Annotated in this window: 14 protein-coding genes; 2 read left to right on the top strand and 12 right to left on the bottom strand. The window is 65.3% G+C overall.

Features of this window, described 5'->3' with window-relative positions:
• Window positions 1–23 precede the first annotated feature (23 nt).
• From ACOZ9V_RS07800 to ACOZ9V_RS07785, 4 genes are all read right to left on the bottom strand, one after another.
• Window positions 24–1,091: an iron chelate uptake ABC transporter family permease subunit gene (locus ACOZ9V_RS07800; protein WP_139466886.1), complete on the bottom strand. Its 1,068-nt coding sequence runs from the start codon at window positions 1,089–1,091 to the stop codon at window positions 24–26.
• A gap of 96 nt (window positions 1,092–1,187) precedes the next feature.
• A complete protein-coding gene (locus ACOZ9V_RS07795; protein WP_181270406.1) occupies window positions 1,188–1,673 on the bottom strand; it encodes a SufE family protein in 486 nt (161 codons plus the stop codon).
• Window positions 1,673–2,581 (bottom strand): sulfurtransferase, encoded by a 909-nt coding sequence (locus tag ACOZ9V_RS07790; RefSeq protein ID WP_420096839.1) that lies wholly within the window; start codon window positions 2,579–2,581, stop codon window positions 1,673–1,675. The genes ACOZ9V_RS07795 and ACOZ9V_RS07790 overlap by 1 nt, the downstream gene beginning before the upstream one ends.
• Window positions 2,582–2,653: 72 nt before the next feature.
• Entirely contained in the window at window positions 2,654–3,442 is a 789-nt protein-coding gene (locus ACOZ9V_RS07785; protein ID WP_434594961.1) for an alpha/beta fold hydrolase, read from the bottom strand.
• 91 nt (window positions 3,443–3,533) lie between these two features.
• On the opposite strand from ACOZ9V_RS07785, the gene ACOZ9V_RS07780 reads away from it, so the two are divergent.
• Complete coding sequence (locus ACOZ9V_RS07780; protein ID WP_139466882.1) at window positions 3,534–3,992, top strand: NUDIX hydrolase; 459 nt, start codon at window positions 3,534–3,536, stop codon at window positions 3,990–3,992.
• A 38-nt stretch (window positions 3,993–4,030) separates the two neighbouring features.
• Here ACOZ9V_RS07780 and ACOZ9V_RS07775 read toward each other — a convergent pair whose 3' ends face one another.
• The 6 genes from ACOZ9V_RS07775 to ACOZ9V_RS07750 form a co-directional block, all read right to left on the bottom strand.
• The gene (locus ACOZ9V_RS07775; RefSeq protein ID WP_434594957.1) at window positions 4,031–4,987 is read right to left on the bottom strand and encodes an ABC transporter substrate-binding protein; all 957 of its coding nucleotides are present in this window, start codon (window positions 4,985–4,987) and stop codon (window positions 4,031–4,033) included.
• Between the two features lie 100 nt (window positions 4,988–5,087).
• On the bottom strand, window positions 5,088–6,566 hold the full coding sequence (locus ACOZ9V_RS07770; protein WP_301539170.1) for an amino acid permease: 1,479 nt from the start codon (window positions 6,564–6,566) through the stop codon (window positions 5,088–5,090).
• A gap of 106 nt (window positions 6,567–6,672) precedes the next feature.
• Window positions 6,673–7,992 (bottom strand): FAD-dependent oxidoreductase, encoded by a 1,320-nt coding sequence (locus tag ACOZ9V_RS07765; RefSeq protein ID WP_434594954.1) that lies wholly within the window; start codon window positions 7,990–7,992, stop codon window positions 6,673–6,675.
• Window positions 7,993–8,019: 27 nt separating this feature from the next.
• Entirely contained in the window at window positions 8,020–9,273 is a 1,254-nt protein-coding gene (locus ACOZ9V_RS07760) for an alpha-hydroxy acid oxidase (protein WP_139466879.1), read from the bottom strand.
• Window positions 9,270–9,929: a response regulator transcription factor gene (locus tag ACOZ9V_RS07755; protein ID WP_139467405.1), complete on the bottom strand. Its 660-nt coding sequence runs from the start codon at window positions 9,927–9,929 to the stop codon at window positions 9,270–9,272. Before ACOZ9V_RS07755 ends, ACOZ9V_RS07760 begins: the two co-directional genes overlap by 4 nt.
• A gap of 29 nt (window positions 9,930–9,958) precedes the next feature.
• On the bottom strand, window positions 9,959–11,155 hold the full coding sequence (locus tag ACOZ9V_RS07750; protein ID WP_259356680.1) for a sensor histidine kinase: 1,197 nt from the start codon (window positions 11,153–11,155) through the stop codon (window positions 9,959–9,961).
• 153 nt (window positions 11,156–11,308) lie between these two features.
• Here ACOZ9V_RS07750 and ACOZ9V_RS07745 point away from each other — a divergent pair, with 153 nt between their 5' ends.
• Window positions 11,309–12,532, top strand: coding sequence for a DedA family protein (locus ACOZ9V_RS07745; RefSeq protein WP_434594950.1), 1,224 nt, complete (start codon window positions 11,309–11,311; stop codon window positions 12,530–12,532).
• Here the strand turns inward: ACOZ9V_RS07745 and ACOZ9V_RS07740 are convergent.
• Together ACOZ9V_RS07740 and thiE are read right to left on the bottom strand one after the other, a co-directional pair.
• Window positions 12,486–13,451 carry a ketopantoate reductase family protein gene (locus tag ACOZ9V_RS07740; RefSeq protein WP_434594947.1) on the bottom strand — a complete coding sequence of 322 codons (966 nt, stop codon included), beginning with the start codon at window positions 13,449–13,451 and terminating at the stop codon, window positions 12,486–12,488. The genes ACOZ9V_RS07745 and ACOZ9V_RS07740 overlap by 47 nt on opposite strands.
• Window positions 13,448–14,131 (bottom strand): thiamine phosphate synthase, encoded by a 684-nt coding sequence (gene thiE / locus ACOZ9V_RS07735; RefSeq protein ID WP_434594944.1) that lies wholly within the window; start codon window positions 14,129–14,131, stop codon window positions 13,448–13,450. Before thiE ends, ACOZ9V_RS07740 begins: the two co-directional genes overlap by 4 nt.
• Window positions 14,132–14,138: the final 7 nt, after the last annotated feature.

The following is a 14,138-nucleotide window of genomic DNA, read 5'->3' as shown; positions in this document are numbered from 1 at the left end:
GGGCACCGCGAGGTTGGTGGTCTTCACAGGCCGCTCGCCTTCTTTCGACGGACAAGGGCGATGAGCACCGGAGCACCGACGAACGCGGTGACGACTCCGACTTGGAGTTCGCCGGGTTTCATCACGACTCTGCCGATGACGTCCGAGGCCAGGAGCAGAATGGGAGACAGGACGAGTGAGTAGCCGAGGATCCAGCGCTGGTCGGGACCGACGATCCAACGGGCGATGTGCGGAATCATCAGGCCGATGAATCCGATCGGTCCGGCGGCGGCCGTAGCCGCTCCGGCAAGGAGGGTCACCGCGAGGATGGAGAGCACTCGGGTGCGGTTGACCGAGGTGCCGAGGCTGGCGGCCAGATCGTCGCCGAGGGCCACGGCGTTGAGTGAGTGGGACAGTGCCAGTGCGAGCACGGTGCCGATGACCATGAACGGCAGGATCGCGGTGATCGTATCGAAATCGCGGCCGGCGATCGCGCCGACGTCCCAGGATCGGAAGGCGTCGAAGGCGCGTTCGTTGGTCAGCAGGATGGCTTTGGTCAGTCCGGTGAGCACAGCGGCGACGGCGACTCCGGCCAGAGTCAGGCGGATCGGATCGACCGTGCGGCTGCGGCCCGCGGACCCGATGACATAGACGCCGACAGTGGCGACGAGGGCGCCGGCGAACGCGAACCAGATGTAACCGGTGATCGAGGAGATCCCGAAGAATGCGACGCCGATCGTGATCGCCAGGGACGCACCCGCGTTGACGCCGAGGATGCCCGGATCGGCCAGGGGGTTGCGCGTCAGGGCTTGGATGAGACCGCCGGCCAGGCCCAATCCCATGCCGACGAGGATGCCGAGCACGGTCCGCGGCAGGCGCAGTTCGAGGACGACGAGCTGATCGTCGCTGCCGGTGGGCGCGAAGAAGGCTCGGAGGACCTCCGAGATCGGCATGTCCCTGGCGCCGATCGCCAAGGAGGCTGCGATCACGACGATGAGCGCAATGATCGCTGCGACCAGTCCCAGTACTCTTCTGATCCGCAGGCTCCCACCGGTCGGATGACTGGTGTCGGTATGCGGTTTCGCCTCGGCGGAGGTGGCGGAACCGGTCATCGAGGTGGTCCTTTGAGTGAGGTGGCGGTCAGGTGACTAAGGGCAGGCTAACCACACTGTAACTCACCGGACCACATCAGCCAAGCGAGAGAGGTCTCACTCGGCTGTGATCTTGCCGATCCTCTCGGACACCTGCCGCTGGATCCGCGACAGCATTCCGCTCATTCCGCGCAGCCTCAGCGGGCTGACGATCTCCGACATCGACAGCCGCAGGGGCAGGTCGGCTGGAACCGACAGGATCGCCTCGGCGGTGGCTCCGTCGAGCCCTTCGTGCAGGATCCCGGCGAAGCCCCGCGTGGTCGGCGCCTCCGGGGGCGCGGAGAAGTGCAGGCGCACTTCCGCCCGCTCCCCCGCCTCGGGGTCGGTCACCTCGGTGACGAGGAAGATCGGCGACTGGCATTCGGGTACCGGCTCGAGCAGCTCCGGGTGGTCCGTGTACTTCTCCGGCAGGTCGGGAAGGTCCGTCGCGAACTCCAGCAGCACCTGGAGACGGTCGTCGGACGGGGTTTCGGCGAAGTCCGTGACGATCTCCGCCAGAGCCTCCGGCAGATCGTCGGTCTTAGGCGTCGTCGTCTCGCTCATCAGCGTCCGGGCACCTCTCCCGGCTCCGCTCCGGTGACGATCGGCACGCCGACGACATTGCCCCATTCGGTCCAGGAGCCGTCGTAGTTGCGCACGTTCTCATATCCGAGGAGGTGCTTGAGGACGAACCAGGTGTGGCTGGAGCGTTCGCCGATCCGGCAGTAAGCGATGACCTCGTCGCTGGCGCCCAGCCCTGCCTGCTCGGTGTAGAGCTCCTTGAGTTCGGCGGCGGACTTGAAGGTGCCGTCTTCGTTGGCCGCCTTGCCCCAGGGCATCGACTTCGCGCCGGGGATATGGCCGCCGCGCAGTGCCCCTTCCTCCGGGTAGGCGGGCATGTGGGTGCGTTCGCCGGTGTATTCCTCCGGGCTGCGCACATCGATGAGCGGCAGGTCGCCGAGGCTGTCTCGAACCTCGGGAAGGAAGGCGCGGATGACCGAATCGTCACGTTCGACGACGGGGTATTCGGAGGGTACGGGCTGCGGCTTGTCCGTGGTCATCTCGCGGCCCTCGGCCTGCCATTTCGCGCGACCGCCGTCCATGAGGCGGACGTCTTCGTGGCCGAAGAGAGTGAAGACCCACAGCGCGTAGGCGGCCCACCAGTTGGACTTGTCGCCGTAGACGACGATGGTGTCATCGCGGGAGATGCCCTTGGCGGACATGAGTGCGGCGAATCCTTCGCCGTCGACGTAGTCACGGGTGACCGGGTCGTTGAGTTCCGTGTGCCAATCGACCTTGACCGCTCCGGGAATATGCCCCGTTTCGTAGAGCAGCACGTCTTCGTCGCTTTCGACGATGACGAGTCCGGGATCGCCTGCATGCTCAGCCACCCAATCGGTGCTGACCAGTCGGGTTCCGTCCGCGTATTCGGCGAACTTCTCTGCGGGATCGGCCGGGATCGAAGTGCTCACGCATTCCTCCTGAGGGTTTGAGTCCAATTGTGCTCGCTGTGGCAACGTCGAGCGCGTTCAGCATATTCCTTTTCAGGGGCGGCTGAGGAATGCCGACAGTGCTGAGACGAACTCACGCGGTTTCTCCGAGTGCACCCAATGCCCCGACCCTTTGACGGTGAGAAGGGTGGTGCGGGGGAACAGACTGCGCATCTGCGGCAGGTCGTCACGGTCGACATAGTCCGATTTCTCACCGGCGACCCAGAGGACCCGATGGTCGAAGACGGCACCGCCCATGTCCGGGAAGCCTCCGATGATGTCGAGGCTCGAGTGCAGCAGCGGCAGATTGGGCTGCCAGGAATACCCCGCCGAGGTGGGGCGCAGGTTCTGCAGCAGGAATCCCCTGATCGCGGCCTCGGGGATCGGCTCCCGAAGCGCCTCATCCGCGTCGGTGCGCGATTCGATCCGGTCGAGGTCGAGGGAGGCGAGACTGGAGAGCAGATGGTCGAAGACTCCGGTGGACCCGCCGGCGTTGGGGCCGATGTCGACGACGACGAGGCGGTCGATGAGTTCGGGGTGGCGCAGGGCGAGCACCATGGCGACCTTTCCACCCAGGGAATGTCCGACCAGGTGCACGGGCTGATCGCCGGGATCGACCGCCTCGGCGATATGGGCCGCCACGGCATCGGCGAGCTCGACATAGTCGAAGGTCTCTGTCCATTCGGATTCACCGTGGTTGGGCAGGTCGACGAGGAGACTGGAGAATTCGGGCTCGATGTCCTTGGCGATGCGGGCGAAGTTCTTGCCTCGGCCGAACAGGCCGTGGAGGAAGACGACCAGGCGCCCGGACCCGCCGATTCGAGTGCTGTTGATGGTGGTCACGATCCCAGCCTAGCCCGTGCCGTTCTGCATATCAGCAACCCTGTTGAGTTCCTCACCCGGCGGTCACTGCTGACGCGGGTAGGGTGAGGTCATGCACTTCTCCGAATATGACACCCGACTTGCCGGTTATGCGGTCATCGTCAATGACGACGACGAAATCCTCCTCAGCTGGTTCAACGGCGGAAAGGACCGCCTGCACGCGATCTGGACGCTGCCCGGAGGCGGAATCGAGTTCGACGAGAGCATCGAAGCCGGCACGGTCCGTGAGATCAAAGAGGAGACCGGGTTCGACGCTGAGGTCGTCCGCCCGCTGACCACTCATTCCTTCACGGAAGCACGTCGCAATCCGATCTTCAGCGATTCGACGGATCGTCCTTTCAAAGGCGTACGGGTTGTCTACGAGGCGCGGATCACCGGAGGCACCTTGGGCACACTCGAGGTCGACGGGACGACGGATCGGGCGGAATGGCTGCCGATCGATTCGCTTCAAAATGTGCGGCACGCCCGCATCATCGACCTCGGCCTGGATGCGTGGCGTGCCGCTGTGTGAGTTCTGCGCAGGGGCGCGCAGCAGCGCTCGTCAGTCGGTTACTTCACCTTGTCGGCGATGAGTCCCGGGAGCTCCTCCGCGGTGTACTTGGCCGAGAGGATCGAGTTGAGTGAGAATGCCTTGCGGATGTCGTCATTGTCGTTGGTCAGAACGAGGTCGTGCCCGTCCTTGACGGCAGGAATGCGCTTGTAGGCAGCATCCTCGGTGACATCCTTGTCCTCGATGTAGATCGGGAACGTCAGGAGCAGGTCCGCGTCGAGCTGATCGAGGTTCTCCTCGGAGATCGGCACGGAGAAGCCGTCCGCCTTCATTCCGGCAATCGTCTCGGACTGTTTGAAGCCGAGCTGCTTCATGACCTGCACGCGACCTGATTCCTCGACGTAGGCGCCCCAGCCCTCGGAGGTCTTCGCTGCCACGGTCACGGACTTGTCCTTGAACTCCGGATGGGCTTCGCGCGCATCGGCATAGGTCTTGTCGAGCTCGTCGAGCAGCTTCTTCCCGTCGTCTTCCTTGCCGAGCGCCTGGGAGACGAGGTCGACCTGCTGGTCCATCGTCGTCAGGTAGTTGTCGCCGCCTTCCGGCACTCCGACCGTCGGAGCGATCTCGGAGAGGCGGTCGTAGCGCTCCTTCTCTCCGGAGCTGTTCGTGTCGAGGATGACGTCGGGCTCGAGTGCGGCAATGGCCTCGTAGTCGGGTTCCATCGTCGCGATGATCTCCGGGGCTTCGTCGTAGAGATCTTCGGCCCAGGGGCCGACGCCCTTGCCGCCGAACTCGACCCAGTCAGAGGCGCCGACGGGCTGGACTCCGACCGCCAGAGCGGTCTCGGCATCGCCCCATCCCAGCGCCACGACCTTCTGCGGGTCGGCGGGCACCTCGACGGCGCCGAACTTCGTGTCGACGGTGGGCCCCGAGGCCTCGTCGGCTGAATCTGCTCCTCCGCCGCAGCCGGCGAGGACGAGAACGGAGGCAATCACTGGGGCGAGAATACGGCGCATGGAATCCTTCTTGACTAGTTAGGCGAGCCTAGCTTAACCCATTTCTCCGGCGGTTCGAATCCGACCGCACGGCCGCCTCGGCGAGGAATCGACCAAGGGATCAGGGAGCCTTGATCTCGAGCCCTTCGACGTCCATGTCGTCGAGGGCGACCATGCGTGAGCGGCGGCCCGTGACGATGCGGTGGATGACCCACAGAAGCAGGAACGCAGGAAGCCCTGCATAGGCGCTGGCGACCTGGAGCAGCTGCCCGTTGACGATCGCCTGCACGTTCTGCCCGATGATGACGACGATGAGCATGATGAGCGCGATGACCGGGCCGATCGGGAACAGCGGCGCCCGGTACGGCAGGTCCGCTACAGCGCGCCCCTGCCGCACATAGGCGCGGCGGAACCGGAAGTGGCACCAGGCGATGCCGACCCAGACGATGAAGCCGGAGAGTCCGGAGACATTCATCAGCCAGGTATAGGCTCCACCGTCACCCATGATCTCGGTGAGGAATCCGAACAGTCCGATCATGGCGGTGGCCAGCAGCGCCATGACGGGGACTCCGCGTTCGTTGAGTCGGGCGAACAGCCTCGGCGCGGTTCCCTCTTTCGCCATGGCGTAGAGCATGCGGGTGGAGGCGTAGAGGCCGGAGTTGCCGGCGGAGAGGATGGCGGTGAGGATGACGGCGTTCATCATTCCGGCGGCCACGGCGATTCCGGCGCGTTCAAAGACGAGGGTGAACGGTGAGGCCGTGATGTCCTCATTGTTCGCCGAGGCCAGCAGGGAGGGGTCGGTGTAGGGCAGGAGGAAGCCGATGACGGCGATGGCGCCGATGTAGAAGAGCATGATGCGCCAGAACACGGTGCGGATGGCGCGCGGCATGTCCTTGCGCGGGTTCTCCGACTCCCCCGCGGTGACGCCGACGAGCTCGGTGCCCTGGAATGAGAATCCGGCGATCATGAAGACGCTGATGATGGACATCCAGCCGCCGACGAAAGGAGCTTCTCCCGTCGTCCAATTGCTCACCCCGGGTGCAGTCCCGCCGAGGATGCCGGCGATCATGAGCACACCGAGGACGAGGAACGCCAGCACGGCCGTGACCTTGATGGCGGCGAACCAGAATTCACCTTCGCCGAAGGCCTTCGCCGACAGGAAGTTCAGCCCGGCCAGCAGGATGAGGAAGACCGCCGCCCAGATCCACGAGGGCACGTCGGGGAACCAGAAGGACATGATGACGCCCGCGGCGACGAGTTCGGCAGCCAGGGTGATCGCCCAGTTGAACCAGTAGTTCCAGCCCATGGCGAATCCGAACGAGGGACTGACGTATTTGGTCCCGTAGGTGTGGAACGATCCGGCCACGGGCAGGTGGGTCGACATCTCGCCGAGGGACTGCATGACGAAGAGGACCATGATGCCGATCGCGGCATAGGCCAGCAGGGCGCCGCCGGGGCCGGCTTGTGAGATCGTGCCGCCGGAGCCGAGGAAGAGCCCGGTGCCGATGGCACCGCCGATGGCGATCATCTGCAGGTGGCGGGACTTCAGTCCCCGTCGGAGTCGGCGTTCTTCGTTCGCCGAGGCGGCTGGCATTCCCATGGTCATCCTCGTTCGTGGTTCGGCAGGTCCGCGCACGAGGACCCTGGCCATTCCTACCACAAACGGAGGCATCCACGGCCGACGAAGATGCAGGGTGGGAGGAGGGTCACACCCTCTTCGGCGGGGATTCGAGCAGATGCAGTATCGGCTTGAGCGCGGTGCGGATGCTGATGAAGCGGAACGCCTGGTCGCGGGCGAACGCGAAGAGCCGGGACCGGTCGAACATCAGTCGGGCCAGGGACCGCGAGTTGTCATGAGCGGCCTCGACTCGCGACCGCTGGCGGGCCTCGAAGCGTTCGAGCGCTGCGAATGCACCTGGCCCGGTCGTCAGGGAGGAGAGTTCGTCGGCGAGCACTCCGGCCGATTCCATCGCCATTCCGGCCCCGATTCCGGCGGTGGGAAGGAACCCGGCGGCGGCATCGCCGAGCAGAACGGTGCGACCACGGCTCCAGCGCTGCGCTCGCGAATCCCGCAGCGGCCAGAAGAACGGTGCTTCGGCCTTTTCGACCGCGGTGAGGCAGGCGTCGATCCGCGGAGTCATCACCGTGAGTCGACTGCGGACCTCGGCGGCGAACCGCCGGGAGCCGAGCGGCTGCCGGGCGTCGGGACAGCCGAGAAAGACTCCGAGGGCGCCCTTGACCGGATAAATGCCGAGGAAGAATCCATCGCCCCATATCTCATCGACGGCGTCCTGATCGTCATCCGCCTCTGCCCAGCAGACCCATCCGCCCCATGTCGTGTCCACAGCGGACTCTGACGAGGGCTTATCAGAACCGTCAGCGGAAGTCTTGCCGGAGCCGGACATGGCGGTCGCGGCAGGCCCACCTGTCACGAGCCTGCGGGTTCGGGAATTCATTCCGTCTGCGATGACGACGGCATCGAATTCGAGCACTTCTTCCTGGCCACGGCTCTGTTCCTGCTCTCCAAAGCGCTGTCGGCCGACGCTCGCCTGGGCCAGTGTTACGGTGCCGCCGTCGTCGGACAGACCGGTCACTGTGGTGCCGAAGGCGATCGGGCAGTCGCTGCCGGTGAGCACGTCGAGCAGCGCTGAGCGGGAGATCCCGCGATAGTCGCCGAAGTCGGCCAGAAGATCACCGAGGTGGTCCTGCCGGAGGACTTTCACGGTGTGCGCATGGGCGATATAGCGGTCGATGCCGACGCTGGCTTCGAGGTAGGCCACCCGGCACTCGAGTTCTTCGATGATGGGATCGACCATAGGCATGAGGGCGAGCATATATCCGGCACGATTGTCACCGATCATCCGACCGGAATCGGCCGACCGATCGATGAGGGTCGGGTGCATCCCGCGACCCCGGAGCAGCTGCGCCAGGGTGATCCCGGCGATTCCGGCTCCGACGATGAGAATGCGCGGCTCGTCCGAGTCCACGTGCTTCAGCTGCTCGTTGACCGTTGCCGCGATGATCATGCGTGGTCTCCTTCGTCGGGCCGAGGCTCACACAGCGTCGGTCCGCAACTCCCCGTCAGCGGCCGGTGCCTGAGGCAGCCCGCGGACGAGCTCGGGACCCAAATCAGAGATGCTCCGGGCACCCATGAGTCCCATGGCGGTGAGGATTTCCTGTCCGATGAGCTCGATTGCCCGCTCGACTCCGCGCTGGCCTCCGGCCATGAGCCCGTACAGGTACGCCCGGCCGATGAGCACGAAGTCGGCTCCGGCGCACAGCGCGGCGACGACATCGGTGCCGGACATGATCCCGGAATCGAAGATCAGCTCCATCTCCGGTCCGACCTCCGCACGGACTTCGGCCAGTGAGGTCAGCGAGTCCGGAGCCCGATCAAGCTGCCGGCCGCCGTGATTGGAGACGACGAGTCCATCGGCTCCGATCGACTGAGCGCGGCGGGCATCCTCGGCGGTGAGAATTCCCTTGACGAACAGGCGTCCGTTCCACTGTTCGCGGATCCACCGCAGGTCATCGAGGTCGAGGGTCGGGTCGAACATCGTCTTCGTCATCTCCGCGAGGGACTGGGAGGTGTTCGACAGCGACGCGTATTTCGGCGGTTCGGTGGTGAGGAAGTTGAACCACCAGCCAGGTCGATAGGAGGCGTCGAGGATGGTTCCCAGCGTCAGTCGGGGCGGGATCGTCAGACCGTTGCGGTGATCGCGCAGACGCTGACCGGTGATCGGAGTGTCGACGGTGACCAGCAGGGTCTCGTAACCGCTGGCGGCGGCCCGCTGGATCAGATCGAGGCTGCGCTGCCGATCCTTCCACAGGTAGAGCTGGAACCACCGGGTGGAATCCGGCGCCGCCTGCGCGACGTCTTCGACCGAGGTCGTGCCCATCGTCGACAGTGAGAACGGGATTCCGGCCTTCGTCGCCGCACGCACTCCGGCGACCTCACCTTCGGAGTGCATCATGCGGGTGTAACCGGTCGGGGCGATGCCGAAGGGCAGCCGGGTTCGGGCACCGGCGATTGTCGTCGACGTATCCGGCGCATCGACTCCGTGGAGGATGCGCGGAAGGAGCTCAACGTTGCCGAGCGCTTCACGGTTCTTCGCCAAGGTCCGCTCGTCCAGAGCGGCACCGTCGACATAGTCGAACGGCGCGGTCGGCGTCACGCGCTTGGCGATGCGGCGGAGGTCCCAGATGTCTGCGGCCGACTCCAATCTGGCTGCGACCCGGTCGAGTCGGGGCAGGTCGAACTGCAGCAAGGGGGCGAGTTCTCTCAGATCGGGCAGTCGGCGCTTCATCTCTCTCCTCGTTCTCGGTTGAGGTAGGCGAGCACTGCCGCGACACGGCGGCTCGTGGTCTCCCCTGCCTGGAGGCCGAGTTTATCGAAGATGGAGCTGATCGCCTTTTCGACGGAACTGACCGAGACGAAGAGCCGTTCGCCGATTCCCCGGTTCGACAGTCCTTCGGCCATCGCCTCGAGCACTTCGCTCTCACGTGGAGTCAGCGTCGACAACGTATTCTGCCTTTCCGAGGTGGTGAGCAGCTGCCGGACGACGTCGGGGTCGATGACCGTTCCTCCCTCTGCGATCCGCTGTACGGACTCGAGGAACCGGTCGATGTCGGTCACCCGGTTCTTCAGGAGGTAGCCGACGCCCACCGATTCGGTGCTCAGCAGCTCCGTCGCATACTCCCGCAGCACATACTGGCTGAGGACGAGGACTCCGATATCCGGGAAGCGACGTTTGATCGCCAACGCCGCTTCGAGTCCTTCGGTGGTGTGAGTCGGAGGCATCCGCACATCGACGATCGCCAGGGTCGGGCGCAGCTCGGCGACCGCCCGCAGCAGCTCCCCTCCGTCTCCGACGGACGCGACGACGCTGATCCCTTCGTCTTCGAGCAGACTGCGGACGCCCTCTCGCAGCAACACCGCGTCATCGGCGAGGACGACGCGCATCCGGTTCTCTGTCTGGACCTCTGTCGTGTTCACTTCTGTCTCTTCTCCTTCGTCGTGCTGCCGTCCTGTGCGTCGGTCCCGAACGGGATCCGAGTTCGAACTGTGGTGCCTGCGCCCTCAAGGGAGTCGACCTCGAGATTCCCGTCGAGCGCTCCGACCCGCCGTGTGAGCCCTTGGAGCCCTCCCCCGCGCGGATCGGCTCCACCGACACCGTCATCGGAGACGGTCACGGTCAACGCGGTCCGGGGCTCGGCGACGATGCTCACCGTGATCGCGGACGCCTCGGCGTGTTTGACGACATTCGTGACGGCTTCACGGACGACGAAGTAGGCGGCAGATTCCACTGCGGGCGGAAATCTGCCTTCCGGCACGGTCACGAGGGTCAGCGGAATAGGACTGCGACCGGCGATCCTCTCGAGCACGGTTCGAAGACCATGGTCGTCCAGCGCGGTGGGATAGACCCGCCAGGCGACTTCCCGCATCTCGTCGATGAGGTCCTGGGATTGGACCAGCGCATCGTCGAGCAGCGCTTGGGACTTCGCCGGGTCAGAGGCACGCCTGGCTCGGGCGATGAGCACGGATAGGGAGACGACGTTCTGCTGCACGCCGTCGTGCAGGTCTCGTTCGATCCGGCGTCGTTCCTCGTCGATGGCGAGCACGACTCCACGGCGGGTCGTCAGCAGCTCGCTGATGCGGGTGTACACGGCGAAGGGGCGCTCCACTTCGACAAAATGAGCGTCGATGCGACCATGCGCCCAGCTTGCCGCCTCGGCCAGAGCGACGGCGCCGATGAGGTTCGCCGCCCCGTAGAGGACACCGACGAAGAGCGTGGGTTGCGAGATCGACCACATGTCGAACCCGATGTTGACCGCTCCCCCGATGAAGAATCCTTGGAAGAGCGATCCGAGAGTCACGACGAAGAATCCGCCGAGGAGGTTCGCGGTGGGAATGATGGCGAGTGCTGCGACCAGGCCGTTGCCGAGCAGGAACCGACGTTTGGTCGGCTCGTCGGCGAGGACGAGTCCGAACCCGCGAGAGTGCCGAGCGAGTTCCCAGCTCCGCACCTTCGCGGCCATGCGTGAGGTGGGCGGAAGCACGGAGGCCATGAGCAGCGGCAGACACAGCAGACCGCCCCACGCGACGGCGAGTACGGACCGCGCCCACCGCGCGGTGAACATCCGTACTTCGGGAGGAAGGCGGGTGGACAGCGCGCTCGGCCATGGCATGAGTCGATCGTAGCAACGCCTGACGCCGCCTCCCAGGGGTTCGGCCGCAGTCTCGGATTCCGGTTTTCCGCAATGGCGGTTGTTGTTCGACCGCACTGACCGTGTGCCCGACCGCGTACCGGCCCTGCCGTCTTGTGCCTAGCGTGGATGAGTATGGATCTCGCACTCGAGCTGCTCACTGCCACCCTCACATCTCCATGGGTGTACCTGCTCATCGCCGTGGCCGCGGCACTGGACTCGCTCATGCCGATTGTGCCGTCGGAGACTCTGCTCATCACCGCTGCGACCTTCGCCGCGACGGGGCACCCTCACCCGGCAGGACTCATCCTCGCCGCTGCCGGAGGGGCTCTCCTCGGGGATCTGGCGGCTCACCTCGTCGGCCGATTCGCTGCGACCGGGGTCGGCCGATGGCGACGGTGGGCTCGCATCGCGAACCTGCTCGACTCCGCCCACACGGTCTTCTCTCGCCGAGGCGGGACCGTGCTCATCGCCGGCCGATTCGTTCCCGGGGGCCGCAGCTTGGCCACCGTCGGCTCCGGTCTGCTCGGGTTCCCGATCCGCACTTTCCTCCTCTGGGACGGGATCGGCAGTCTCGCTTGGGCGCTCTATTCGACGGTGATCGGACTCATCGGGGGAATGATCTTCGAGGACCGGCCGCTGCTCGGAGTCGCCGTGGGCATCGGCATCGCCCTGGCCATCACCGGCAGCGCCGAACTCATCCGCCGATTATGCCGGCGCCGCAGAGGACACACTCGGCACCGATTCACCGAATTCCAAGACCGAGATGTCACGATGGCAGGGATGTCTCAAACATATGTGTGGTACGTCAGCTACGGATCGAATATGGCTCGCGATCGGCTCGCCTGCTATCTGCAGGGCGGGCGACCGCCCGGGGCGATGGTCACCTATCCAGGTGCCAGGGACGCAACACTGCCCCGCGCAGAAGCCGGGATCGAACTGCCCGGAACGATCTATTTCGCCGGCGAGTCCAAGGTGTGGGGCGGCGGCATGGCCTTCTACGATCATTTCCTCCCCGGACCGACCCCCGCCAAGGCCTACCTCATCACTGCCGAACAGTTCGCCGATGTGGCGGCACAGGAGATGCACCGACCGCCCGAACCGGACAGTCCGCTGGAACGCCTCGTCTTCGATCTGGCAGCCGGCAGCTCCCACTCTCTGGGTCCGGGCGGGTACGAGACGCTGCTCGTCCTCGATGATGTCGACGGTGTCCCGATGGTCACGTTCACCGCCGCGCATCGTTCGTCAGACGTCGAACACGCTCAGCCGCAGGAGCCGTATCTGGCGATGCTGCGCACCGGCATTGCCGAAGTCAGAGCCGCTTCTGGGCTTCCCCTGCCCGCAGCTGCACAAGTGTGAGGTCGAGCAGCGGAGTCGCCACTCCCAGATCCTCCGCCTTGATCGACAGGTCGCCGAGGATGTGCTCCGTTTCGCTCGGCAGCCCTGCCGTCACATCCCGGTAGAGGGATGAGGTGAAGGCGGAACCGTCCTCGGTGAGCATCTTGATAGTCATGGCGTGGGAGGCTTCCGACACCGGGTGTCCTGCCGCAGCCGCCACGGCTTCGAGTTCATCGATGATGGCATACACGTGCGATCTGCCGCCGGCTTCCATGATCGCTCCGACCGGGGCGCGGAACAGGCAGGTGACGACTCCTGCCGCGGCGATGAAGATCCATTTCTCCCACAGCCCGTCGATGATTCCATCGACGGTCTGGAGTTTGAATCCGGGCACATCGAGCGCCTCGGAGATGCGTGTGGGCACTTCGGCGCCGCGGAGATCTCCGATGGTCATCACGGCCAGGTCGGTGAGCTGGACGACGGCTCCGTCCCTGATGGTGCCGACGATCTTGACGAACCCTCCGAGCACCTGTCCGGGGTATCTGCTCTGCAGCTTCTCGATCTGAGCCATGCCGTTGAGGAACGGAATGATCGTCGTCTGCTCGCCCACAGCCGGTCCGATATCGGCGATGACCGAGTCGAGTCCACCCGCTTTGACCGCGACGATAACGAGGTCGAAGGTTCGTGGTGCGGCTGTGAGTTCCTCAGCGGTGATGACATCGACCTGATTCGTCCGATCATCACCGGGTGCAGTGAAGCGCAGCCCCTCAGCGCGGACCGTCTCCGCCCGTGCCTGCCGGAGCAGGAAAGTGACATCGCGTCCGGCCTCCTGCAGATAGGTGCCGAACGCTCCGCCGGTCGCCCCCGCCCCGGCGATGAGAATCGACAGGTCAGCGCCAGCACCCATTCCGTCGGATGCGCTGTCAGCTGCTTGGGTCATTCCAACTCCTCCTTGAGCTCCCGCGCGGCCGCAGCGGGATCCTCAGCCGAGGCTATCGCACGGACGACGACGGCACGCCTCGCGCCCGCCTGCCGGATCGCATCCAGCCTCTCCCCCATCGCGATACCGCCGATCGCGAACCACGGTTTGGCCGCCTCGGCGGCGGTTGCGGTCAGCAGCGCCGTCCCCACAGAGGCGCGGCCTGGCTTCGTCGGGGTCTCCCAGACCGGCCCGACACAGAAATAGTCGGTCTCCGGGTCCGCCTCGGCGGCGAGCGCCTGCTCGAGGGAATGGGTCGAGCGGCCGAGGATGACATCGGGTCCGAGCACAGCCCTGGCCTGAGCACTGGTGAGGTCGCCCTGACCGACGTGGAAGACGTCGGCGTCGGTCAGCAGCGCAACGTCGGCACGGTCATTGACTGAGAAGAGCTTGTCGTGACGGGCGGCGATATCTTTGAGGACCTCCAATGCCGCGATCTCGGCGCGGGCCTCGAGGCTCTTGTCCCTCAGTTGGATGATGTCGACACCTCCACGGTAGGCGGCGTCGAGGAACTCGGCGAGGTCGCCCTGACCGGTCCGGGCATCGGTGCACAGGTAGAGCTTCGCCTCTGCCAGTCGCGCCTCTCTCCAGGCTCTCTTCGTCTGCCGCGCTGCGGTGCGCGGTGGCATCTGTGTGGTCATGGTCATA

The organism is Brevibacterium sp. 1718 (assembly GCF_051131255.1).
Lineage (GTDB): Bacteria > Actinomycetota > Actinomycetes > Actinomycetales > Brevibacteriaceae > Brevibacterium > Brevibacterium sediminis.
This window is presented reverse-complemented; position numbering and strand designations above follow the sequence as displayed.

Bases quoted from the DNA above. Each gene is read 5' to 3' on its own strand.
- ACOZ9V_RS07800 (WP_139466886.1), bottom strand. From the start codon at position 1,091: ATGACCGGTTCCGCCACCTCCGCCGAGGCGAAACCGCATACCGACACC.
- ACOZ9V_RS07795 (WP_181270406.1), bottom strand. From the start codon at position 1,673: ATGAGCGAGACGACGACGCCTAAGACCGACGATCTGCCGGAGGCTCTG.
- ACOZ9V_RS07780 (WP_139466882.1), top strand. From the start codon at position 3,534: ATGCACTTCTCCGAATATGACACCCGACTTGCCGGTTATGCGGTCATC.
- ACOZ9V_RS07775 (WP_434594957.1), bottom strand. From the start codon at position 4,987: ATGCGCCGTATTCTCGCCCCAGTGATTGCCTCCGTTCTCGTCCTCGCC.
- ACOZ9V_RS07770 (WP_301539170.1), bottom strand. From the start codon at position 6,566: ATGGGAATGCCAGCCGCCTCGGCGAACGAAGAACGCCGACTCCGACGG.
- ACOZ9V_RS07765 (WP_434594954.1), bottom strand. From the start codon at position 7,992: ATGATCATCGCGGCAACGGTCAACGAGCAGCTGAAGCACGTGGACTCG.
- ACOZ9V_RS07760 (WP_139466879.1), bottom strand. From the start codon at position 9,273: ATGAAGCGCCGACTGCCCGATCTGAGAGAACTCGCCCCCTTGCTGCAG.
- ACOZ9V_RS07755 (WP_139467405.1), bottom strand. From the start codon at position 9,929: ATGCGCGTCGTCCTCGCCGATGACGCGGTGTTGCTGCGAGAGGGCGTC.
- ACOZ9V_RS07750 (WP_259356680.1), bottom strand. From the start codon at position 11,155: ATGCCATGGCCGAGCGCGCTGTCCACCCGCCTTCCTCCCGAAGTACGG.
- ACOZ9V_RS07745 (WP_434594950.1), top strand. From the start codon at position 11,309: ATGGATCTCGCACTCGAGCTGCTCACTGCCACCCTCACATCTCCATGG.
- ACOZ9V_RS07740 (WP_434594947.1), bottom strand. From the start codon at position 13,451: ATGACCCAAGCAGCTGACAGCGCATCCGACGGAATGGGTGCTGGCGCT.
- thiE (WP_434594944.1), bottom strand. From the start codon at position 14,131: ATGACCACACAGATGCCACCGCGCACCGCAGCGCGGCAGACGAAGAGA.